General features: G+C 51.8%; 24 protein-coding genes and 1 pseudogene. 13 read left to right on the top strand and 12 right to left on the bottom strand.

Annotated features, from left to right (window positions below):
- The first annotated feature begins 94 nt into the window (after positions 1-94).
- The 6 genes from EI42_RS08330 (at position 95) to EI42_RS08360 (ending at position 6523) form a co-directional block, all read left to right on the top strand.
- A complete protein-coding gene (locus tag EI42_RS08330) occupies positions 95-496 on the top strand; it encodes a hypothetical protein (RefSeq protein ID WP_137686279.1) in 402 nt (133 codons plus the stop codon).
- A 240-nt stretch (positions 497-736) separates the two neighbouring features.
- The gene (locus EI42_RS08335) at positions 737-2779 is read left to right on the top strand and encodes a RecQ family ATP-dependent DNA helicase (protein WP_111320790.1); all 2043 of its coding nucleotides are present in this window, start codon (positions 737-739) and stop codon (positions 2777-2779) included.
- 11 nt (positions 2780-2790) lie between these two features.
- Positions 2791-3789 carry a DNA-processing protein DprA gene (locus tag EI42_RS08340; RefSeq protein ID WP_111320792.1) on the top strand — a complete coding sequence of 333 codons (999 nt, stop codon included), beginning with the start codon at positions 2791-2793 and terminating at the stop codon, positions 3787-3789.
- Between the two features lie 215 nt (positions 3790-4004).
- On the top strand, positions 4005-4202 hold the full coding sequence (locus EI42_RS08345) for a hypothetical protein (protein ID WP_111320794.1): 198 nt from the start codon (positions 4005-4007) through the stop codon (positions 4200-4202).
- A gap of 150 nt (positions 4203-4352) precedes the next feature.
- Positions 4353-5042 carry a VOC family protein gene (locus EI42_RS08350; protein ID WP_111320796.1) on the top strand — a complete coding sequence of 230 codons (690 nt, stop codon included), beginning with the start codon at positions 4353-4355 and terminating at the stop codon, positions 5040-5042.
- 953 nt (positions 5043-5995) lie between these two features.
- Positions 5996-6523, top strand: a complete 528-nt coding sequence (locus EI42_RS08360; RefSeq protein WP_111320800.1) for a GNAT family N-acetyltransferase — start codon at positions 5996-5998, stop codon at positions 6521-6523.
- 82 nt (positions 6524-6605) lie between these two features.
- Here the strand turns inward: EI42_RS08360 and EI42_RS08365 are convergent, their stop codons facing one another.
- Positions 6606-7487, bottom strand: a complete 882-nt coding sequence (locus tag EI42_RS08365; RefSeq protein ID WP_211326080.1) for an aminoglycoside phosphotransferase family protein — start codon at positions 7485-7487, stop codon at positions 6606-6608.
- Between the two features lie 111 nt (positions 7488-7598).
- The gene (locus tag EI42_RS33155; RefSeq protein ID WP_211326081.1) at positions 7599-7811 is read right to left on the bottom strand and encodes a hypothetical protein; all 213 of its coding nucleotides are present in this window, start codon (positions 7809-7811) and stop codon (positions 7599-7601) included.
- 114 nt (positions 7812-7925) lie between these two features.
- On the opposite strand from EI42_RS33155, the gene EI42_RS08375 reads away from it, so the two are divergent.
- Positions 7926-8312 carry a nuclear transport factor 2 family protein gene (locus EI42_RS08375; RefSeq protein ID WP_137686280.1) on the top strand — a complete coding sequence of 129 codons (387 nt, stop codon included), beginning with the start codon at positions 7926-7928 and terminating at the stop codon, positions 8310-8312.
- Between the two features lie 66 nt (positions 8313-8378).
- Here the strand turns inward: EI42_RS08375 and EI42_RS08380 are convergent, their stop codons facing one another.
- A complete protein-coding gene (locus tag EI42_RS08380) occupies positions 8379-8846 on the bottom strand; it encodes a GNAT family N-acetyltransferase (RefSeq protein ID WP_211326082.1) in 468 nt (155 codons plus the stop codon).
- 197 nt (positions 8847-9043) lie between these two features.
- Between EI42_RS08380 and EI42_RS08385 the strand changes: the two genes are divergently transcribed.
- The gene (locus tag EI42_RS08385; RefSeq protein WP_111320808.1) at positions 9044-9655 is read left to right on the top strand and encodes an MBL fold metallo-hydrolase; all 612 of its coding nucleotides are present in this window, start codon (positions 9044-9046) and stop codon (positions 9653-9655) included.
- A 340-nt stretch (positions 9656-9995) separates the two neighbouring features.
- Here EI42_RS08385 and EI42_RS08390 read toward each other — a convergent pair whose 3' ends face one another.
- Positions 9996-11609, bottom strand: coding sequence for an FAD-dependent monooxygenase (locus EI42_RS08390; protein ID WP_111320810.1), 1614 nt, complete (start codon positions 11607-11609; stop codon positions 9996-9998).
- Positions 11610-11890: 281 nt separating this feature from the next.
- On the opposite strand from EI42_RS08390, the gene EI42_RS08395 reads away from it, so the two are divergent.
- Complete coding sequence (locus EI42_RS08395) at positions 11891-12238, top strand: DUF1801 domain-containing protein (RefSeq protein WP_111320812.1); 348 nt, start codon at positions 11891-11893, stop codon at positions 12236-12238.
- A gap of 240 nt (positions 12239-12478) precedes the next feature.
- On the opposite strand, the gene EI42_RS08400 is transcribed toward EI42_RS08395, so the two are convergent.
- From EI42_RS08400 to EI42_RS34835, 3 genes and pseudogenes are all read right to left on the bottom strand, one after another.
- Positions 12479-13057 (bottom strand): dihydrofolate reductase family protein, encoded by a 579-nt coding sequence (locus tag EI42_RS08400; RefSeq protein WP_111320814.1) that lies wholly within the window; start codon positions 13055-13057, stop codon positions 12479-12481.
- Between the two features lie 254 nt (positions 13058-13311).
- Positions 13312-13473: a hypothetical protein gene (locus tag EI42_RS32390; protein WP_170142461.1), complete on the bottom strand. Its 162-nt coding sequence runs from the start codon at positions 13471-13473 to the stop codon at positions 13312-13314.
- Positions 13463-14320, bottom strand: a pseudogene (locus EI42_RS34835) (Tn3 family transposase). Before EI42_RS34835 ends, EI42_RS32390 begins: the two are co-directional and overlap by 11 nt.
- A gap of 8 nt (positions 14321-14328) precedes the next feature.
- Here EI42_RS34835 and EI42_RS08420 point away from each other — a divergent pair.
- A complete protein-coding gene (locus EI42_RS08420; protein WP_246046438.1) occupies positions 14329-14709 on the top strand; it encodes a recombinase family protein in 381 nt (126 codons plus the stop codon).
- Here the strand turns inward: EI42_RS08420 and EI42_RS08425 are convergent.
- Both EI42_RS08425 and EI42_RS08430 read right to left on the bottom strand, forming a co-directional pair.
- Entirely contained in the window at positions 14695-15570 is an 876-nt protein-coding gene (locus EI42_RS08425) for an alpha/beta hydrolase (protein WP_170142462.1), read from the bottom strand. The genes EI42_RS08420 and EI42_RS08425 overlap by 15 nt on opposite strands.
- Positions 15571-15605: 35 nt before the next feature.
- A complete protein-coding gene (locus tag EI42_RS08430) occupies positions 15606-16001 on the bottom strand; it encodes a hypothetical protein (protein WP_111320822.1) in 396 nt (131 codons plus the stop codon).
- 417 nt (positions 16002-16418) lie between these two features.
- On the opposite strand from EI42_RS08430, the gene EI42_RS08435 reads away from it, so the two are divergent.
- Together EI42_RS08435 and EI42_RS08440 are read left to right on the top strand one after the other, a co-directional pair.
- Positions 16419-16940, top strand: coding sequence for a PadR family transcriptional regulator (locus EI42_RS08435; protein WP_111320824.1), 522 nt, complete (start codon positions 16419-16421; stop codon positions 16938-16940).
- A gap of 201 nt (positions 16941-17141) precedes the next feature.
- Positions 17142-17480 carry an antibiotic biosynthesis monooxygenase gene (locus EI42_RS08440; RefSeq protein ID WP_137686282.1) on the top strand — a complete coding sequence of 113 codons (339 nt, stop codon included), beginning with the start codon at positions 17142-17144 and terminating at the stop codon, positions 17478-17480.
- A gap of 224 nt (positions 17481-17704) precedes the next feature.
- On the opposite strand, the gene EI42_RS08445 is transcribed toward EI42_RS08440, so the two are convergent.
- The 3 genes from EI42_RS08445 to EI42_RS08455 all read right to left on the bottom strand — a co-directional run bounded on the left by EI42_RS08445 (position 17705) and on the right by EI42_RS08455 (position 20133).
- Positions 17705-18805, bottom strand: coding sequence for a winged helix DNA-binding domain-containing protein (locus EI42_RS08445; RefSeq protein ID WP_111320828.1), 1101 nt, complete (start codon positions 18803-18805; stop codon positions 17705-17707).
- A gap of 20 nt (positions 18806-18825) precedes the next feature.
- Entirely contained in the window at positions 18826-19254 is a 429-nt protein-coding gene (locus tag EI42_RS08450; protein WP_111321193.1) for a nitroreductase/quinone reductase family protein, read from the bottom strand.
- A 156-nt stretch (positions 19255-19410) separates the two neighbouring features.
- The gene (locus tag EI42_RS08455) at positions 19411-20133 is read right to left on the bottom strand and encodes an SDR family oxidoreductase (protein WP_111320830.1); all 723 of its coding nucleotides are present in this window, start codon (positions 20131-20133) and stop codon (positions 19411-19413) included.
- Positions 20134-20236: 103 nt separating this feature from the next.
- On the opposite strand from EI42_RS08455, the gene EI42_RS08460 reads away from it, so the two are divergent.
- On the top strand, positions 20237-20845 hold the full coding sequence (locus tag EI42_RS08460; protein ID WP_111320832.1) for a TetR/AcrR family transcriptional regulator: 609 nt from the start codon (positions 20237-20239) through the stop codon (positions 20843-20845).
- Positions 20846-20868: the final 23 nt, after the last annotated feature.

The raw sequence follows: 20868 nt of genomic DNA on the forward strand, positions 1-20868 counted from the left end.
CTTCACAAAAAATGTCTCTCTTTCCCTCCTGATTTTCCGTATCAGCGGGGGTACAATTGCAACCAGAACGAGCACAACAGAGAGGGTCTATCAGGTGGCAAAGCACATCGATCAACTATACGCGGGGCCACATATCGAGGGCTACCAGATCTATCACAACGATCACTTCCATCATCTGCAAATTAATGGCAGGCTGGTTCGGCTCTCACCAACGGAATATAAGCTCTGCATCTATCTGCTACGTCATTTTGAGCGACTACAGCATTTCGCGCTCTATCGGCGGGAGCATCCAGAAACAAACGTGCCGCCGGTCTATGTCAGCTTTGAGCAGCTACAGCATTGCGCCCAACTGGCCGAGCGGTCGCATGTCACCAAGCATCTGAGCAACGCCAACGGCAAGCTGAAAGTGCATGGCATCTCGATTCTCTGCGTCAACGAATATGGCTACACCCTGGATTTTCAACACCCCGTTCTTTCCTCATCATACGAACGGTAAAGGCGTTTCCATACCGATCACCACAATGATAGTGCATCGTGCTCTCTTCCATTCCTTTTTTACCGCTTCCAATTTCTCCCCTGCATCTTCTTCAAAAGTCGTTTTCACCAGAATCTTAATATATTTTTTATATTCTTTTTATTGTAGTAGAAGTAGAGTTACGCTATAATTTCAGCCTGGATTCCATTACCCCCTTTCTTTCATAAACTCGGAGTATTTCTTGTAAGGTAGGTTTTTCTTATGGTAGATAAGCTTCCGATAGCACAAGTATCCCCCGAAACCCTCCTTGTAGAGCGTTTCCACATCACCACAGGCTTTCACGAAGGGCAACTGCACATCATCAAGAAATTGTTGCAGCGCAAACGTGTGCTCGCAATCCAGAAAACCGGATGGGGAAAATCACTCTGCTATCAAATGGCAAGCCTCTATTATCCTCACCTCACCATCGTCTTCTCTCCGCTTAAAGCTCTGATGCGCGATCAGTGCACGCGTTGCAATGAGAGATACCATATACCGGCTGCAATTGTCAGTTCTGATTTCAGCGTGGAAGAGAATGAGATGACACTACAGCAGGCAGTTGCAGGGAAGCTTAAACTTCTCTTCATAGCACCCGAACGTCTGGAAAACACGCTCTGGCGTGAATACGTACAGAAAATGCGTATCAGCCTGGTAGTGATCGATGAAGCGCATTGTATTTCAACCTGGGGGCATGATTTTCGGCCAGATTACCGCCGCATTCGTCACTTGATCAGCGCCCTCCCGGCACAAACACCACTCCTTGCTTTAACCGCCACCGCAAACCCACGGGTAGAGCAAGATATCCTGGAACAGATGGGGACAGGCACTGAAGTGATACGAGGCTCAATGAAACGCCCGAATCTCTATCTCAACGTGATTCCGCTCTCCGATGATAGCGAAAAACTGAGCTATCTCGCTGCCCTCATTCCCCATCTTCCTGGTACCGGAATTCTATATACGGCGACACAAAAGGATGCAGAAATGACTGCCGACTTTCTTCGTAGACAAAACATTGATGCACATCACTACCATGCCAGGCTGGAAGACACACGCAGGCAGGAAATCGAAAACAACCTTCAACAGAATCACCATAAAGTGATCTGCTCAACCAATGCGCTTGGTATGGGCATTGATAAGCCCGACCTTCGTTTCATTATTCACTACCATTTTCCTGCTTCTCCCATTCATTATTATCAGGAAATTGGCCGTGCCGGTCGCGATGGTCTGCCATCATACTGTTTTCTGCTCTATGACGAGAAAGATCGAAAAATCCAGGAGCATTTTATCAAAAGAGCAAAACCAGAAAGTCGCTGTTACAGAGAGGTGATGACCGCTCTTCAGCGCTCATCTCATGGGATGACCGAAAAAGAGCTACTATTAAGCCTTTCGCTCTCTACGAATGTTCTTCGTACGGTACTGAAAGATCTACGAGAGCAGGGATATGTGCGAAAGGAGAAGAGCCGTCGTTATAGCTCCATCCAATATACCAATCACATCGACTTCTCCTTTTATGACACAATTGCAGAGCAAAAGAAGCAGGAACTACAAGAAATGATCCAGTATGCAAAGTCAGACACATGCTACATGACCTATCTGACCAGTTATCTGGGCGACCCGGATCAAAGCCCCTGCGGAATATGTGGTGCATGCAGGCCTGAGGCTTATCAGATCATTACTCCCTCGTCTCAACTCAAACAGGCAGCCCAACACTTCTTGCAATATGAGTATCTCCCGCATATCGATAGCAAGGGCAAGCAAGGGAAAAAACATGAGGAAGGTTGGTCGCTTTCGTATCATGGAAATACTGAAATTGGGCGGCTGGTACGTGGTAGCAAATATGAAAACATGGGGCCATTCCCGGATATCCTGGTACAGCGGGCGGCAGAAATATTACGTGAACGCTACCCACTGCAACAGATAGATTATATTGTCAGCATTCCCCCTACGAAAAGTGGGAATTTGGTTGAAACATTTGCACAACGTGTTGCAAATATGATATCTATAACATATGTTCCTACTTTGACCAAAAACCGTGTGACAAAACAACAAAAGGATTGCCTGAATAGCAAACAAAAGGAATACAATGTCAAAGGGTCGTTTACTGTTAGCGCTCCCGAACAGGTACGCAATCGCAGGATTCTCCTGATAGATGACATTTATGATTCAGGGTACACGATACGAGCAGCGACAGAAGCACTCATAGAGGCGGGAGCAGTAGCGGTCTATCCCTTTACCATTACGCGCACGCTAGCAGCAGACCAGTAAGGAGAAATAGTATGAACGCACGCGAACAAGCCTGTTGGTTCGCATTAGTATTTCAAAGCAAGTTACCTATCAGGGTCATCAATACGATACTGGTCACATGGTGCAAGCAAGCAGGCAGAACTATTGAAGACCTGTTTGCTGCCGAGGCGCAGGAATGGGCTCGGGTGTGCCATCTCACAACCGAAGGGCTTCAAAAGCTCGAGCAGGCCCGAGAAACCATCGTTGCTCAGTCCTTTCTTGTAGAGCAGCTTCAACATAGCGGCATTTCCGTAATCAGCGTGCTGGACGAACAGTATCCAGAAACGCTGAAACTGGCTCTTGATCGCAACCACATCCCTCCGCTCCTTTTTTATGCAGGACAACTGGATATTCTGAAGCGGCAGACAGTTGCCATTATCGGTTCACGTAATGCCAACGCCGAAAGCCTGCACTTTACCAGACTGGTAGCTCGCTACCTTGCAGAAAAAAACACAAATGTGATCAGCGGGTTTGCTCGTGGCGTAGATCGAACCGCCTATGAAGGGGCTACAGAAGCAGATGGACCTACTACTATCGTACTTCCCCAGGGAATTCGGAAGCTGAGCAGGACACAGTTACGCGAACTACAACCACGTATCGAGGCAGGGAAAGTGCTCCTTCTCAGTCAGTTTCACCCGGATGCCCCCTGGCTCGTCAGCCGTGCAATGGAGCGAAATAAGGTTGTCACCGGGCTGGCACAAATCGTTATTGTCGCGGAGTCAGATACCAAAGGCGGTACATGGGAGGGCGCGAATGGAGCTCTCCATCAAAAACGCCGGGTCTATGTGCGGGCAACAAAGGATAGCTCTATCCCTGCCGGAAATGCCGCTCTGCTAGAAAAGGGGGCAAGGCCGCTCTCCTGGTCTCCGTCAGACGAAGATCAGGCGTTTGCACCCTTACTTGAAAAAGCCCGAAAGGTACAAGAGCAACAACGCAGCATGCCTCCTTCTCCCAGACAGCTCTCGCTTCTGGCAATCGAGTATAAACCTTGAGAAGAGGTAACTGAGGGAAGCAAGCATACTTCACACCCGCTTGCTTCTCGGCCTTCTCTGACACCTCATGTCATTGCAGTTTTTTGAAATATTGAAATACCCCTTCCCACGCATGGATTACCCCTTTTGGGAGATCACACTACCACTACGTATCCTCTATCCTTAGAGCAAGCTCACGATGACGAGCACAGTATTCAACACAAGAGGAGATCCATTTGCAACCGTATTCTTCTTTTATAAACTTGAACATTGTTCATGACCAACAGGTACAGGAGTCGATCGAACGCGCTCGCCTGACGGCAGAGCTAAGAAACAAAAAACGCGGGCTGTTGAGCAGAGTGCCGGCAGCCATCCGCCAGAACTACGAGAAAGAAACGGTTTCCTGCAAAGTCCAGGAACTCGTTCAGCCATAAAGCGGAACAGGCGTTGTCCCGCCACAAGCAGGCAAACTGTCCCTCTGAACAGGAATCATTCTGTCTTTTTGGACAATTTCTCTTCTCGTTCCGCATTCTATACTCAGGCGTAGGAAGGCATAGCGAAAGAAATGGAGGAATACAACGACAATGAAAATCAGGGCACTGACGCTCCAAACGACACAACTTGAGACACAAAAGGCGTTCTATACCTCGCTTCTACACCTTCCACTGCTCGCGGAAACACAGGAGAGTTTTACGGTCAAAGCCGGAGAGACCCGCATCACGTTTGAGGCAACGGAACAGCGTGGATACGTCTATCATTTCGCCTTCAAGCTTCCCCTCAACCAGTTCGCTGAGGGGAAAGCCTGGCTTCAGCAGCGGATTCCCCTGTTGCAGGAAGATGGACAAGACGAGTTCGCCGCAACAAACTGGGTCGGTCGAAGCTGCTACTTCTATGACGCGGCCGGAAATATTCTGGAATTCCTGGTACGGGCAGACCTGCCTGAGGAGCGGCCTGAGGACATATTCTCATCTGATATGATTCTACGCGTTGGTGAGATCGGACTTGCAGTCGAGAACCCATTCATAACGTCAGCCTACCTGCAAGAACAGTTCAATTATGTCTCGATCAAAAAGGAGCCCGGCCCGACCTTCAACCCCGTCGGTGATCGCTACGGAAGCCTGATCGTGGTCAAACTCGGGCGCTCATGGTTCCCAACAACAAAGGCGGCAGTCTCTGCCCCTATCCGCGTTGAGATCGAGGGAGACCAGCCGCAGCAGGTTCTCATTCCCGGCACCCTATATGAACTGCGGATCGTTCCGGGAGAGCCTGCCTGAGGACACAGGGAGCGGGAGACGCTTCGCTCCCTGCGGCTACCTCACATATCGTACAAGGCAATACAGAGCGACATAGACAGGCAGCACGACAAGCCACGCCACAAGAATGGGCATCAGTTCATTTCCGTGCATCGAGAAAAGCACCACACAGACAAAGAGGAAGATCATGTGAGGGGAGAAAGGACACAGGAGTACAGGGACTTGAATACTTACCCCCGTGCCCCAGAGCATCACAAAGAAAAAAGCGTTCAGGCACACTATCACCACAGCCATCGGCATCAAACCGCGCATAAGGGCGACCAATATGGAGAAAAAAGATACAGTAGAATAGAATAGCACAAAGAAGAACATTTAAAACGATGTGGACGATACTCCGCTTCTCCTGAATCTTTCCGTGATCTCGTATGATAAAGCGCTCTTCCGAAAACGGCTCTCTCCGCCGATACTGATAGTGCCGCTTTTTCCACACGGGTATTCTACTTTCTTCTTTCATATATAGATCTCTATTGTAGCACACCTATGCACAGCCACTACTCTGATATCCTTTTTGTAGAGAAGCACACGCAAAATCGCTTCACGATTGGAGATGCTTTCTGAAGATGCGGAGCACGCCGCGCACCTATAAGATTCATCCTGGCTCCAGTAACATCTTGATGGAACCCAGAATGACCAGTATCTCTGATCGCGCCCCGAGCACTATCAAATAAACGGACTGTTCCCCCTTTCGATGGCGGATTCACCCCTGTCGCTGATCCTCTCAAGGGCCTTCTTGCTCGCCGAAGACATGAAAATACCATCACCCAACACATCAACCTGACAACCACCGCATAACTCCAGAGGCGGGTGAGCACAGCATCATATCCTCTCCCGTCACCAGCGTCCACTTGCCATTCTGAACACATCCGCTTTATAATGAGCACAATGCTTGTTGAGAAAGGAGAACATGGGCCACTATGGTTGTCCCATCACTAACCATTGAGCGCGTGCCGTCCGAAGCCAGAGAAGCTGTCCTTCCCGCCCTGACCCACCTGCTTCAGACGGTCGTCGCAACCGGAGCCTCCATCGGATTTCTGCCGCCTCTGGACACAAAGGAAGCCGAAGCCTACTGGCACGGCGTCTTTCAGGATATCATCCGGCAGACAACCATCCTGCTCCTCGCACGTATTGCTGAACAGATTGTCGGATCGGTACAGCTCGCGCTGGCCACAAAGCCCAACGCACTGCATCGCGCCGAAGTGCAAAAGCTCTTTGTACATCCTGAGCAGCAAGGACGCGGCATCGGACGGGCGCTGATGCAAGCGCTTGAGCAGGTCGCACGCGAGCACAAACGCAGCCTGCTTGTCCTTGATACGCGTCTGGGCGATACGGCCGAGCAGCTCTACCGAAAGCTTGGCTATCAGGAAGCCGGGATTATTCCTGAGTTTGCTCGTAGCGCCACCGGCACGCTTGATAGCACCATTTACTTCTTTAAGAAACTCTGATCCAACAAGCACAAAACCACTGTTTCAAAACAAAGAAGCAGGAAGCAATGCAGCCTCCTGCCTTATTTTGTTGCAAGCATCGCTATTCGTAATCAGCAAGCACTTCGTCGATCATATGTCGAGCCGTGACAGCAAACACCGGATTGGTATGCTGATAGTAGGGCAACGCAATCAGCCCGATAGAAAGCGCCCAACCACGACCGCGCTCCCATGTCGCGTTGTCAACCGACAGAGCCTCACGAAACAAGGGCCGCGTTTGCCGGGAGAGCAAACACCACGCGGGAATCAGATCGCATGCAGGATCGCCGATTCTCAGGCCCTCAAAATCAATGATAGCACTGATTCGCCCCTGTTGCACCACCATATTGCCCGGTAACAGGTCTCCGTGGGTCAGGACGGGGAGTCCCGCCCATTCCGGCGCCTGAAGAGCTTTCTCCCACGCTCGGGTCACAGCATCGGTGTTGACGGCGATTGCCTCTCGAACATATCGATCTCGCCGGGAAAGTGGTCCACTGCGTGAAGACGGAGACGGCTGTATCTGCCAGCGCGAAAAGTCAATTCGCTGCAACGCGCTGATGAAGTGCGCCAGATCATGCACCGCCTGCTTTTCATCGCTGATCCCCTGCCGTTCCGCACTCTCACCATCGAGCCAGCGATACACCGCCCACGGCCAGGGATAGCCTTCACCCGGTTCTCCGATCGCAAGCGGAGCCGGGATCGCCAGCGGCAGATGTGGAGCAAGTTCCTGCAACCACTGCTGTTCCTTGTGCTGATGTTTCACGACACCCGGAATCCGAGGCAGTCGGGCTGCCATGTCGGAACCAAGCCGATAGAGCGCGTTATTCGTCCCGGCGGAACGAACCAGCTCAAGTGGCAATGCCGCCCACCGGGGAAACCGGGCAGCGATCAACCGACCGACAAGAACACTATCAATGTCTACCTCGTCGGCATGCATTTTACTCATAGAAAATAGTCTATCCTTTTTCTGTACAAAATCTCTATCCTGTGCCAGAAAGTATAGCCGACAGAAGGGAGGAATGAGATCTTCCAAAAGGGGTATTTCTGCGCGCTCCGTTCATAGAAGAAACGCTGTTTGTTTCTGGCCACCTGCTCGCACATATGAACCTGCGTCCGTGCCTGAGCCGTTAACAGAGCCAGACCAACCGGGCGAATCACCGTGATCAGTTGAACTGTTCGCCACTTCTACGGGATCGTGGAAAGGAGCTATAGCCACAACCATCAACAGCCGTAAGATCAAGCCAAACGCCAGCCCGATTTTCATGGACAATACAAATCGCTCGCTTTAGACTGTTCCTTTATAACTGCGCAATATAGGAGAAGTCCTTTCCGCTCTCATCTGCTATACCAGAGAAAGAGCTTTCAGATGAGAAAAGGAGAGAATATGATCAACGTCATTTGCGCCGAGGATTGTGGGAATGCCCCCAAAAAGCAGCAGCTCAAAGATTATACCATCGCCTGTGCGAACAATAATTTTAGCAGCGCAGCCGCCTTCGTGACAGATACCATCGTCTGGGATATCGTGGGACAAGAGCGCTTTGAAGGCATCAACCGGTATACACAGGCCCTGGAACGTTTGAAAGAGGAAAATATTACCGAGCTCCACATAGAGAACATCATCACGCACGGCAACACTGGTGCCATCAACGGCACAAAAAAGCTGGGAAATGGCACAACTATTGCATTTTGCGATGTCTTTATATTTACCAGTACAAGAAGAAATTCGAGTATCAAAGCGATCAGTTCATACAGAATTCCGCTTTGTTCGTAAGCAGAGAGAACAATGATGCGTCTCCTCGCATCGGGTTGAAGAGACGCACTGCTGCTATAGGATTGATTAGATCTCCTTTGCCATATGCAGATTCGTTACCACGTAGCCAAGCTTCGTATAGAGCTGGATGGCGCCATGATTGTGCCCGAAGACGTGTAGTGCGATCTTGCTCCCTCCGAGCTCGCGCACCTTGTGCTCCAGCTCCCGGAACGCCTGCGAGGCGTAGCCACGGCGACGAAATGGCTCATCAACTTTGACATCATAGATGAATGCGGCCAATTTCCCCTGTCGTTTGCGCAACATGAACCAGATCATGCCAACATTCTGTTGCTCCTCATTGACGATCGTAAAGAGATAGTGATTCGGTGTCTCAAGCCCTTGCGGCAACAAATCATAGAACTCTTTCCGTGATTTTTCTAGCGCCTCTTCCTCTGACCACTCGCCATCTTTGACATGGTCCTCTGCATACTCTCGAATTGATGGTTCCAGAAAAGCTTGATATTCGGCTTCAGTCATTGGCCGTAATGTTACCATAAGAAAAATCTCGCCTTCATTTTAAAGCAGTAGTAATTTCATCCTCTATTACTCCATATATACGCATGATTGTATCGCTATTTCTCAGTACTCTACCTTCTCTCAGCTTGACCTTTATGCGAGACTAAAGAGTACGTCCCCCCCCAAAAAAGATGGCAACACAAAGGTGCATTGAAACAATCTCCAGGAGAGATCTTATGTCATATGTCACGTATGTACACGAGATGAGCCCCGATAATCGCATACGCATGTATCGAAGCAGTCAGCCCAATCTCAGCGATTTTGATGACTTTGAGGTTGATAGCTACCTGATTTCGACCGGGCGATTTATCCTGTTCTGTGATACCCTCTTTCATCCTGAGGATATGGCAAGGATCGTTCACGATCTGGGGCAGGAGCGAGTCGGACGGCCCTTCCTGGTTATGAACAGTCATGCAGACTGGGATCATGCATGGGGCAACAGTTATTTCACGGGAGAGCAGACAGCCCCCATTATCGGGCACACCCATTGCCGTACTCGCATGACAGAAGAGCGGGAAAAGACGATGCTGGCCAGCTTTCAGCAGCGGTATCCAGCACAGTTCAGTTCTGTGATCCTGATGCCTCCAACCGCCACATTTCAGGGCACCTTCACGCTGTATAGCGGCAACCTCACCGTTGAACTTTTTGACGCACCCGGTCATAGCCTGGATCATATAGCAGCCTGGATTCCTGAATTGTGCCTTCTTCTGGCATTTGATGCTGTCGAAATTCCTATCCCTCTGAATAAAAAAACGTTGCAGGCGTGCCGAGCATGTTCACTACTTTAGAGCACTTCCTACAACTCAATCCTCAAACTATTCTCTGTTCTCATGGGAGAACAATCAGCCCTGATAGCATCAAAGCGAATGTAGCGTATCTTCATAAGGTAGAGCCGCTCTGTCGTACCCTTCTGAGCCAGCGTCTTCCTGGCTTCGACCGTTATTGTTGTCCGTGCGCTATAGCACACACCTCATTGCGGAGACACGCGGCAGGAAACGCGATTAGTCCGAGGGCTGTTTTTCCTGCTCTCATACAAAGCCTTTTGCTAGAATTAAGCCTCTTTGAGCAGAAAATCCCTTGATCCTGTCGGCAACCAACAGAGCAAGCTCTTCCCGCACGATGTCCGTACTATTGATTCAGGCAGAGGATGCGCTTCACTGCCCGCGCAAGCTGTCCGCTCGGGTCATGCTCCGCCGAACACGTGCGCCACGCAACAAACAAATCCGGTCGCACCAGCACCGCCCCCGTTGCCTCTACTCCATAGGCTTCACCGAAACGGCCTGCCACATCCTTCCATTCTTTGCCAATCATGCACACCTGAAGGGGCAAGTCCACCTGTTGGGCCGCCTCTTTCCAGATCTCCCCCTGCTCCCCCACCAGCAAGGACCACTTCCCGGCACAGAGATCAATCGTCGAAACGGCTTTCCCATCCCGCTCCACATACAGGTTCGGGATACGCGTTCCCGGCTCTCCATTCAGCGTGGCAGGTGGCTGCGTCAAGGCGGTCTGCTCAGCGGCACCCTCGGTTATGATCGCAGCGCTTCGATATCGATAACCGAACACCAGTTCGTCCGTATCGATCATGCGGCTCTCGCCGGTTCCGGTGCGATAGAAGTAGCGTTGCCGCGTCTGCTCCACTGTCAGGTTTCCGATGGGCAGCCGCTCTTCCTCATAGGTTCGCAGCAACGCGCTCCCGGCCTTGCCTGAATGAACAAGCGCCAGCTTCCATGCGAGATTAAAGGCATCCTGAATGCCGGTCCCCGCACCAAGCCCACCACTGGGTAGAACCGCATGTGCGGCATCACCGACCAGAAAGACGCGCCCCTGTTGATACCGCTCGGCTGCTCGGGCCGCCTGCTCCCACATGCCTACTTTCACAGCGTCCCAGGGATAGGCAGGCAGGATCTTCACATCTAGATCAGGCACACCAACAGCGATCCGGATCTGCGCGATACAGCGTTCGTCGGTCATGTCCTCACGCCGCTCCCCTCGTTCGGGATGGATAGGAGTGCCAAAGCTCCAACGCCGCTGATTATCCAGAGGCATCACCCCCCCCTGCCCATCAGGTAATGCGGGGTTACTGATATAGTACAGATACACATTCCGACCTCGTAACACATCAGACAAATCCGCTTCAAAAGCGATATCTGTCATATAGGCGATCGTGCCAGGTCCCTGCGTCTTGATGCCGAGCGCCTCACGAATGCGGCTCCGGTTCCCATCAGCAGCGATCAGGTAATCAGCGCGAACTCGCCACTCACGTCCATTTGTGCGATCACGAAGGAGAGCGCTCACGCCCGTTTCATTCTGCTCAAACGAGATCAGCTCTGTACTGAAACGAATGTCACTCCCGAGCTTTCTTGCCTGCTCGATCAGAATCGGTTCAAGGGTGTCCTGACCGATCACGGTTCCCGTCGTCGGGGTCAACGCGGAAAGATCAGGAGAGGCTCCTTCATCCAGCACAACCATCTCCTCCGAAGCAAGGGACGACGTTCGGATCATGCCATGATTGGCCGCTGTAGGCGATTGCGCCGCTCGAATCGTCTCCTCTAAACCAATGGCGCGAAAGAGCTCCATCGTACGTGCATTATAGCCACGAGCCCGAGGTAAACGCGCCGGTTCCGGATGCTTCTCAACGACCAGCGACGGAACGCCGTGCCAGGCCAGAAACAGAGATGTCGACAATCCGACCAACGCTCCGCCTGCAATTAAGATGGGAATATGCTGTTCTTCTGTATGCACAAGTTTCCTCTTTCTGCACTGCTATGGTATACTCATTACTGCAAGTCCCTTGCATCAGTCAAGGGAGTGATAGTCTATCATATCTCAACCCATAACGCAAGTGGCTTGCATTAATATCCTCATCGCACAAGGTCCCTCCTCATTAACATGCGAGAGCAGCGCACCAGAGCCGCCAAAAACAAACCATTCAGGACCGTCTCTTTTCTCCGTTTGTCAATATTTCCACTTTTTCAGAGCAGAAAAAGAAAAGAAAAGGGAGAATACAAATAAAGGAGAAATGTATGAACCCGGAGATTACAGAGTATATCGAGAAGATAGAGCAGCCCTGGCAGGTCGAGGCATGTAACCGCTTTCGTCAGATCATTCTGCAAACGGTGCCAGAGGTTGAGGAGTTGAAACAATATGGCCGCCCCCACTATAAAAAGAATGGCAAATACCTCTGTGTCTTCAATACCGCGAAGAAACATGTCAATGTCATGCTGTTTCATGCTCAAGCCCTTTCTATCCCCGAAGGCTATGGCGAACTCAGCCCAAACGGCGAGCGCGTTACCGCAAAGCTACAGGAAGGCCATCAATTCGACTATGACCTCTTCACAAAACTGCTGCAAGAGGCAGCCCAAACCCTCTAAACGATCGGTCGCGGCTTCACTGGATGAGGCCGCTTCTTTGCTTTTTGGGCCAGTGAAAGAGTAAGCAAACGCAAGGCAACCAGATGAGGCCGCTCTTTGCTTTTTGAGGAATATGGAAAAAGAAGGAATCAAGGTGGGACAAGCTATAGATGCTTCTGAGGAGAAACCTAAAAAGAGGACATAAGGGGAAGAGAGCGCCTTCAGGAACTACCTTACAGGCGCCATCTCTTCCCGCCTCTGTTAGAGCGCTTTCGGCTGATAGGTCAGCAACACAACGCCGGAAGGATGCGTTTTCGTCTCGACCAGTTGCAATTTCACGCGATTCTTGCTTTCAGGGAATAGTGGCTTCCCGCCTCCCAGGACAACCGGATGCACAAGGATCTGATATTCATCGATCAGGCCAAGCTCGGTAAGCGCCTGAATCAGGCTGATACTTCCATAAACGATGATATTGCGGCCCGGTCCCTGCTTCAACTGTCTGATCTCGTCCGCGTTCACCTCTCGCACCAGCCGTGAATTGTTCCACTCGGCCTTCTCGAGCGTGCGGGAAAAGACGATCTTCTCCAGTGCAGTAAGTTGGCGAGCATACTCTTTTTCCTCCTCAGAGGCATTGGGATTATCGGGCACATAAGGCCAGGAACCGGCAAAACTCTGGTAGGTCACGCGACCAAGCAAGAGCGTATCGGCGGAGCGAACGAACTCAGACTCGTACAGTCCCATTGCTTTGTCATAGGATTCGCCGACCCAATCCATCTCACCATTCGGTCCTGCAACCTTGCCATCAAGAGATATCCAGGTAGTCGTAATGATTTTTCGCATTGTTTTTCTTCTCCTTATCTATATGTCTTACGTTTCATTCCGTCTCTATCATACTATTCTCGATCGAGAAGAAAAACCGGAAACATCATCAGTCTGAAATTGAGGGTGAGCTAAGATCCTGGCGATTTTGTGCAGTAAAGCAATTTGTTATCTTGGCGCAGGGCTGAAGCCGGGTTGTCTTCTGGCTCCAGCTCGTTTGGGGTGACGGTTGTGAGGAAGAGGAAAGAGAGAAACGTCCTCTGTTCCCTCCCGGCTTACGCAAGCGTTGGTACCATCTCCTCCTGTTCCTGTTCTGACTCCAGTTCAAAGGCCAGATCATCGGTTGGCGGGGCAGCAATTTGGGACAAGTCCTGCTCATCATCCAAAGCGTTTGATATGGCGCGTCTGGTAGGGCGAGAGAGCTGCTCATTCGTCAATGGTCGGAATCACCCCTTCCTTCGCCCGGGTATTGAGCGCGGCGTTGAGTTCAATCACATTGTCCAGCATGACGCCGTTGGCAATCACGCCCGTATATTTGACGCGCTTTTCCACTTCCTCTAAGGCTCGCTCCAAGAGCGCATTGCCATAGGCAAAAAGAATCCAATCCTCAAAGTTATTGTATTGCTCGGTTTTGTTCGTGCTTCGATGAATGATCTCGCGGTGCTTAACATCCAAAATGAATTTGAGCAGGAAGATGGTCCGCTCGACGCTTCCCAGAGCGTGGAACGCCTGGTAGAGCCGATTTTTGCGGCTGTAGGTCGGGCACTTGCCCAGGAGCATCGAGGACAGAACTTTTCCCTCCTGGATCGAGATCACCACGCGCAGCAGATCCGCCAATGCGTTTTGATCCGTTCCCAATCAACCACCTGATCGCCAAACAAGGATTCAATATGGGTATAATGGGGCGCGCTGTCTGGACGGTAAAAGGTCAGGTCTTCCCAGTTGCGGATACGTGGCATCAACTCGATGCCGAGTAAGGAGGACAGACCAAAGACGGGCAGGTTCTGCCCTGGTATCCGCTTGAACGGTGGTGAGTTGAATGGAAGAGCGGTTGCGAATGAGTCCATCGAGCATACAAATGGCTTCCCAGACCCCACAGGCGATAAAGTGGCTAAAGAGGCAGATCAGCAACGCGAGGCGCTTGTCCGCCGAAAAGTTCCACAGGTTCGTGACATGCAACGCCTGCGCCTCTTCCGCCAGGTACTTGACTTTCGTCAGGCGAACCCTTCGAGAAGGGGTTGCATGCTCCCAAACGATTGCAACCACGTCAGGCGAGCAAGCCATTCACTCTCTTGGTCAATGCGCTCGTCCAACGTGGGATTCGGCTGATCGCTTTAAAACAGCAGATTGATCTGACCGACCACGATATGAGTTCTAAGATTATCGTGACCGTTTTTTCTCTCCTCGCTGCACTGGAGCGCGATTTGATCAGCATGAGAACCAGAGAAGCGCTGGCTGCCAAGAAAAGCCAGGGTATGAGACTTGGCAAGCCAAAAGGAACCATTCAGAAAAGCAATTTTGACGCTGACCTGCCACGGATCAAGGAATTGCTCCATGTTGGGCTTTCCGTGCGCAAAATCGCCACCATTCTCAACTGTCCAAACCATCACTCACCCAATACCTACGTCAGCAAGCGTGGGCTACGCGGGCCAGATTCGTCAAAGAGCAAGTGAAGAGCTGGCTTCACCTGAGCATACATACACATTTTCGCCAGGATCGCGCGTCCACTCTCCACTCGTGCTCTTTTCCGTATGCGCAGTCAGTTGATTGAGAAACGCCAGACTGGCTGCGATGATCTGCGTCCGTGCCTGGCTGCGTGTGATCGTAGGCTGTCCATCACCATCCTGGACCCCATAGTCACCAAAGTAGCTATGGATACCTCCCTGGATCACGATATACCTGGTGGTGACGGGGAGCAGGTGTTTGGCGGCGGCAATTTTGTCTGGCGTCGCCAATCCATCGTGAGACCCTGAGACGGAGAGCACCTGCAAATGAGAACGGTGTGACAGGTCTCCATTGGGATAGGATGCGAAGAGCAAGAGTCCCCGAATCTTCCCATGATTGGCGGCATAGTCACTGGCGGCGACTCCACCGAGCGAATGCCCGCCGACTGCCCAGACCGCTATTTCTGGATGTGCGGCAATCACATCATCAGCCCGGTTCTCTGCCAGCAGTGCTATATTCAGTGGCATTTTGAGGATAAAGGTCGCATAACCATCTTCTGCCAGCGCGTGCATCGTGATGGCATACGCAGCCGGGTCAACTTTGGCTCCCGGATAAAAGATCAGCCCAACTCTCGCCCGCGTAGAGGGAAGAAAGGAGATCATCTCATCATTTTGCGTCACGGTCACGCCTGGGGTGGTGTGTAATGCGGCCATCGCATCAGCGCTCGCCGCGTAGGGGCGTAACCAGATAACCAGAGCAATTGTCACTCCAAGCAAGAGGAAAAGCATAACAAGAAGTGCCAGACGCCAGAAGCGGGGTCTGGGTTTTCCTTTTTTCGGAGGGACTGGTTTCACAGAGGCAGTATTCATCAAGACCCTTTCTTCTTGTGGTTTGCGTGTCGTCATCAATTGGCGGCCTGTGTTTTTGCCTGGCACAGAGCGCGACCAACGACCATCCCACCAAGGCACATAGAGAAAATATTGAGAACGAGGTGGATCGTATTCATCGCCTCAATTCCAACAACCGCGCGCCACAGATCCTGATTCACACCAACCACGGCCACCGCACCACCGACAAGGAAAAAGACGATGCCAAGGGCAAGATTTTTGCCTGGAAGCAGAAACGATGTGGCGATGCCAATTCCCCAGAGGGAGAGCACAAAAAAAAGACTAATGAGCATATGGATTTCGCGTACACCCTCAGCAGGGACAATCCAGCCGGCCCAGAAGTACAGACCTAAAAGAATCGCGAACACAAAGGTGAGACGCAGCGTCAGAGAACTGACACATAGCAATTTCATAGGGATGTTCTCCTAACAACCACACGAGTGGAGATGTTCGATCTGGGAGAGATAGCACCGAATCGATAGCAGAGGCAAAGGTGTTACCCCGATACTTCACCTGCTGCCAGTCCAACCGCATTCGCCTTTTTTATTCTGGCTAGAGTGTCCAGAGAGAGAGCCCCTGCGATGATCGGGTCAAAGGTGCGTCCAAGCCCAGCAATCCCTTGAGAGAAGCTGAGAATTTCTCCCTGTGCCCTTCAGGAGCAATGAGCGAGAGCACCGCAGCGTTGGTTGGTGTAACTGCGCCATCTCTCATCGAAACTGACTAATCTAACTCGATTAAATATACCAGAGGTGTACAAAATAGTCAAGATCGACTATAATGAAGGGCACCATCTGAATGAAAACAGCTCTTGGAGAGAGAGGAGAAACCTGATGGATGAACGGATGCTTCTTTTGCTCGGATTATTGAAAGCGCAGAGACAGCATGGCTATCAAATGAATGAGTTTATTGAGCACAATCTCAAGCCTGTCATCGACATGAAGCGTTCCACTGCCTATAGCTTGCTAGATCGACTGTGTGAACTGGGATATGTGGAGAGCAGTACGCAACAAGAAGGGAAACGACCGCGGAAAAAGGTCTATACCCTGACCGAAGCAGGGGAACAGGTCTTTCTCGATGCCTTGCGAGCACATCTTTCTCAGGCGGGACAGATGAGCATCCCTTTTGAGATCGGCTTGATGTTTGTCGATCACCTTCCCTCAACAGAGGTCCGTGAGGTTTGGCAACAACGGCTGCACCAACTGGCTCAACACATAGAGGTATTGGAAGCTGCTCCTACTCATGGAGTAGGACAAGGAGTTGACTTGGCCCTTGCCCATAGGAAAGCCATGCTCAAAGCTGAACACCAGTGGCTTGTGGAGGCACTTGAGCAAGGCGTCTCCGAAGACCACTAGGAAGTTGCTGGTTTTTCTCTCGTTCGGACTTCCCAAAAGCCCCGTTTCCTGCTGAAACGACAGTGACTTGTCACGGGGCTCAATGGAGCACACTGGTGGCATAAACGGTCACATTTGACTATTTCCCATCAAGCTGCTAAGATACTCATAGTCGATTAATCGTATTCGACTATTTTGCATTGAGAGGCGGTTGATAAGGGCGTGTCTCATCAACCAACAAGGAGAAAAACACATGTTCATTGCGGTGAATACTATTGCTGGTCTGGCGGCAATGACAAAATGCTTCAGGCATTTAAACATGCTGCTCCTGCTATGAAACAGTTTCAAGGTTTTATCAGTTTGGAGATCTGGACAGCTCCTGATGGTTCAATGCAGGCAATCTCACGTTGGACGTCTCAAGAGGCATTGAACGAGTATACGACCAATGCCCTCTTCAACCATCATCATGGCGGTGCCTCAGGCAAACAGATGAATATTCCTGGCCAGGTTTCATACTATAGCTGGAATAACACTGTACAAGGAGAACACATTGCGTTGTGATCGATCTGTACAGTCATCCTACCCCTACCTCTATCAGATGCGCCATATCAAACGTTTAGCAATGATGAACTCCACCTGTCCCAAATTGCTGCACCGCCGACTGATAGTCTCGCTTCATACTCAGAGTCTTGGATAGCCTTTTTGGGCTGTTTTGCTCTTCAGACTTTCTGTTCCTACTGTGGGCAAACCCCGAATATTACAAATTGCTTTGCTGCACATTTTCGCTAGGATCTCAGTCCACCCTCAAATTGAATCTCGTATCGCTCGGCATCTTCGTCGATCCAACGAAGCAGCCGCCCCCCTTCTACTTCCAGCTCATGCCGATCCCGGGTCGAGAGCGTCGCGAAGGGCTCAATGAGCAATCGAGCAGTGGACCCACTCCGTTGCGTCTTCCATGTTCCTTTCACAAAGCCATCGAGCAGAAACGTGTTCATCCCCTGGATCGCGACCCATCGATATTGATCTGCAACGACCCGACAGCGCTCCTCATGGGCAAGAATCAGATTGTCGAAGCAAGGCAAGAACCGAACAGGTGCAGGCACATCAGCCACGGGGCGGGGTGCATCGGGCAAGTCAAAGAGTTCACGCCCCTGCTCATCCCGAAAGGTGCATAATCGGGAACGAAGCCGCTCAAAGATCTCCTGCATCTTGCTCAATCCCGACCACACCTGCATATCCTTCACTGATGCCGGGCCAAAGGCCGCAAGATAGCGTAGCACCAGCTCCTCCCGCGCCTCAGGAGAGGCCACAGGAGCCCGCCCTAGCCACGTTACAGCTTCGGTGAGCAGACGCTTCCCCGTCGCTCCCCATGCAGCGGATTGAGGCAGATGGAGAAGTGCAAGGTACATGGATAGGGAGCTCGCCATATGTGCCGTACCCATTCGAGGGTACAATTCACCTACTTTTTGCTGCACCTGAGCTCGAGTTCGCGGCTGCTCGCGCAGGAAGGCTCGCATTGAGCCTTCCATATGCTGCATATCAAACCCCTCGGTTTTCGCGGCCACAAGATGCAGATGACGACTCCCGACAGGCTGAAGAACAGGGTGAAAGCGAAGATAGTCTTCTGTGGCCAGGAGATGCAGCGTCCCCCGAATCGAGAGCGACTTTACCACCTGCTTCGCTTCAAGCAACTGCATCAGCTCAGAGCGAGGGAACGCCTGTAGCCTTGTCCACAGCCCGATATAGGGCGCGTCAGGTTCCTGCCCCTGGATCGCGACAAGCTGCCGAATCAGCTCAAGCGGAGAAAGCGAGGCCCGCACAAGCAGATGCTGACGCGCCAGTGTCGCACGGTTTAACTCTCGTATGGTCAGGAGCCGCCTCGTCATTCTGTTCTCCCTGCCTTTCTCTATTTGCTGATGCGCTCCAGCGCAACAACCGGCACATCATCAGGAATTTGCGCAGCCATTTCAGCATACTCTTCCGAACGCGCTGCCCCCTCCTGCAACATCTCACGAGCCTTCTTCAGAAAGGGCGCTTTCTGCTCCCCATCCAGTATCTGTGCAAGCGCTTCAAAAGCCTCACCATTCACCTCGACCTTCACTCGGGGGTTGGCCTTGAGATTGTAGTACCAGTCGGGGCGCCCGCTGCCCGGGAGCACTATCAGGCGCTCACCATCGGTCTGATAGCCCAGAGGCACCGTATAGAGCTTGCCGCTTTTCCGGCCGGTTGTAGTGAGCAAAAGAAGCGGAGCACCTTCATAGAACCCGCCAACCTTTCCACCATTCGCCCGAAACTCCTCGATAATTTTGTTGTTCCAGTCCTTTACCTGACTCATATCAAAGTCGCTCATATATCTTGTTTGTTCCTTTCTTGTTTCTTGCTCTCAGTATACGAGAAAAAGCGGACAGAAATGGTCCTTTTTTCCTCCTTTTTTGAGTCAGAATCCCAAAACAGGCATCATCTCCCCGGATCACCTGCCTTCCCTGCATTTCTACCAGGGGAGTCGCCCTTTCTCATCAAAGAAGCCCCCTGTTGGTCCGTCCGCTGACAGCGTTGCCAACTGCACTGCGACAGCGGCCCCCTGCCGAGGCGTGCGCGTCGCTGTCGGGTTCATATCGGTCGCCACCCTTCCCGGATCCGCCGCGTTGACCTTGATTCCCGCCTGCTCCAGCTCTTTCGCGAAGTAGATCGTAAACGCGTTCACAGCCGCTTTCGACGAGCTATAAGCAACGCTAAAATGCAGCAGCAAGTCGGCAGAAGCTTCGCTACTCATGCTCAGCGAGGCTAGCCCACTCGTCATGTTGACAATACGCCCCGCCGGCGAGCGCCGAAGCAACGGGATCATTGCCTGAGTGACGGCAAAGGTGCCAAACACATTAGTCTCGTATGTAAACCGTAAGGAGTCCGGGGTCTGTTTGCTTGGAAGTGCCTTCTCAGGAGCCACGACCGCCGCATTGTTCACCAGCACATCAAGCCGGGCATAGGTATCCTCAATCAAGCGGGCGGCGGTGTCAATGCTGCGCTGATCGCAAAGATCAAGCATGATCGCCCGCGCCTCAATTCCCTCTTCCTGTAGCTTCCGCGCCGCTTCATCACCACGCGCCCGCGCCCCGATCAGCACAAGCATCCCCTGCTCTCCCAACTGGCGAGCGATCTCAAACCCAATTCCTTTTGTCGCGCCCGTCACAAGCGCAATCTTTTTCTCCTGTGACATCTCAACACTCCCAAACAAGAGGGCTTACGGCCCTCTCCTTTTCATTAGATTTCCTACTATTCAATAGAGTAGACTCTATTGAATAGTATGATATAATCAATCTATGGCACATGTCAAGAGATCATATACATCGCTTCAGCGGCAGCGGCAGGCCCGGGCCACGCGGGAGCGTATCACCACATCGGCAAGGCGGCTTTTCGCGCAGCACGGTTTCGCAACCACCACGATGGAAGATATCGCTCGTGATGCCGAGGTTGCCGTTCAAACTGTCTATGCCGCGTTTGGCTCAAAGCGCGGAATCTTGCTGGCGCTTCTTGATAGCATGGAAAGCGAGCAGCCAGCAATCAGTGACGAGATGGACCCGATAGCTCAGATTCGGCAGTGGGCGCACGCGGCGCGTCTCTATTTCGAGCGAGGTGCCGATCTGATCGATATTGTGTGGAAGGCCGGTTTAGCGGATCCGGATCTACTGGCAGCATGGCGCGAGGGCGAGCGCAGAAGACGAGCAAATGTAGAGGAACGAGTCAGAGGGTGGGTGGCACGGGAGCTCTTACGCCCGGGGCTTTCGGAACAGGAGGCAACTGATATTGTATGGACACTGCATGCGCCGGAGGTCTTCCGGCTTTTTGTGAACGAATGTCACTGGTCAGGCGAGCGCTATGAAGCATGGCTCGCCTCGGAGATGGAGGCGCTGCTTCACAGGCCAGCCTGAACAGCAGGGGATATGGTCTCGAA

Origin of the sequence: Thermosporothrix hazakensis (assembly GCF_003253565.1) — a bacterium.
Classification (GTDB): domain Bacteria; phylum Chloroflexota; class Ktedonobacteria; order Ktedonobacterales; family Ktedonobacteraceae; genus Thermosporothrix; species Thermosporothrix hazakensis.

Coding starts and splice junctions, on each gene's coding strand:
- EI42_RS08335 (WP_111320790.1), top strand. CDS start 737: ATGGTAGATAAGCTTCCGATAGCACAAGTATCCCCCGAAACCCTCCTT.
- EI42_RS08340 (WP_111320792.1), top strand. CDS start 2,791: ATGAACGCACGCGAACAAGCCTGTTGGTTCGCATTAGTATTTCAAAGC.
- EI42_RS08350 (WP_111320796.1), top strand. CDS start 4,353: ATGAAAATCAGGGCACTGACGCTCCAAACGACACAACTTGAGACACAA.
- EI42_RS08360 (WP_111320800.1), top strand. CDS start 5,996: ATGGTTGTCCCATCACTAACCATTGAGCGCGTGCCGTCCGAAGCCAGA.
- EI42_RS08365 (WP_211326080.1), bottom strand. CDS start 7,487: ATGAGTAAAATGCATGCCGACGAGGTAGACATTGATAGTGTTCTTGTC.
- EI42_RS08375 (WP_137686280.1), top strand. CDS start 7,926: ATGATCAACGTCATTTGCGCCGAGGATTGTGGGAATGCCCCCAAAAAG.
- EI42_RS08380 (WP_211326082.1), bottom strand. CDS start 8,846: ATGGTAACATTACGGCCAATGACTGAAGCCGAATATCAAGCTTTTCTG.
- EI42_RS08385 (WP_111320808.1), top strand. CDS start 9,044: ATGTCATATGTCACGTATGTACACGAGATGAGCCCCGATAATCGCATA.
- EI42_RS08395 (WP_111320812.1), top strand. CDS start 11,891: ATGAACCCGGAGATTACAGAGTATATCGAGAAGATAGAGCAGCCCTGG.
- EI42_RS08400 (WP_111320814.1), bottom strand. CDS start 13,057: ATGCGAAAAATCATTACGACTACCTGGATATCTCTTGATGGCAAGGTT.
- EI42_RS08425 (WP_170142462.1), bottom strand. CDS start 15,570: ATGAATACTGCCTCTGTGAAACCAGTCCCTCCGAAAAAAGGAAAACCC.
- EI42_RS08430 (WP_111320822.1), bottom strand. CDS start 16,001: ATGAAATTGCTATGTGTCAGTTCTCTGACGCTGCGTCTCACCTTTGTG.
- EI42_RS08435 (WP_111320824.1), top strand. CDS start 16,419: ATGGATGAACGGATGCTTCTTTTGCTCGGATTATTGAAAGCGCAGAGA.
- EI42_RS08445 (WP_111320828.1), bottom strand. CDS start 18,805: ATGACGAGGCGGCTCCTGACCATACGAGAGTTAAACCGTGCGACACTG.
- EI42_RS08450 (WP_111321193.1), bottom strand. CDS start 19,254: ATGAGTCAGGTAAAGGACTGGAACAACAAAATTATCGAGGAGTTTCGG.
- EI42_RS08455 (WP_111320830.1), bottom strand. CDS start 20,133: ATGTCACAGGAGAAAAAGATTGCGCTTGTGACGGGCGCGACAAAAGGA.
- EI42_RS08460 (WP_111320832.1), top strand. CDS start 20,237: ATGGCACATGTCAAGAGATCATATACATCGCTTCAGCGGCAGCGGCAG.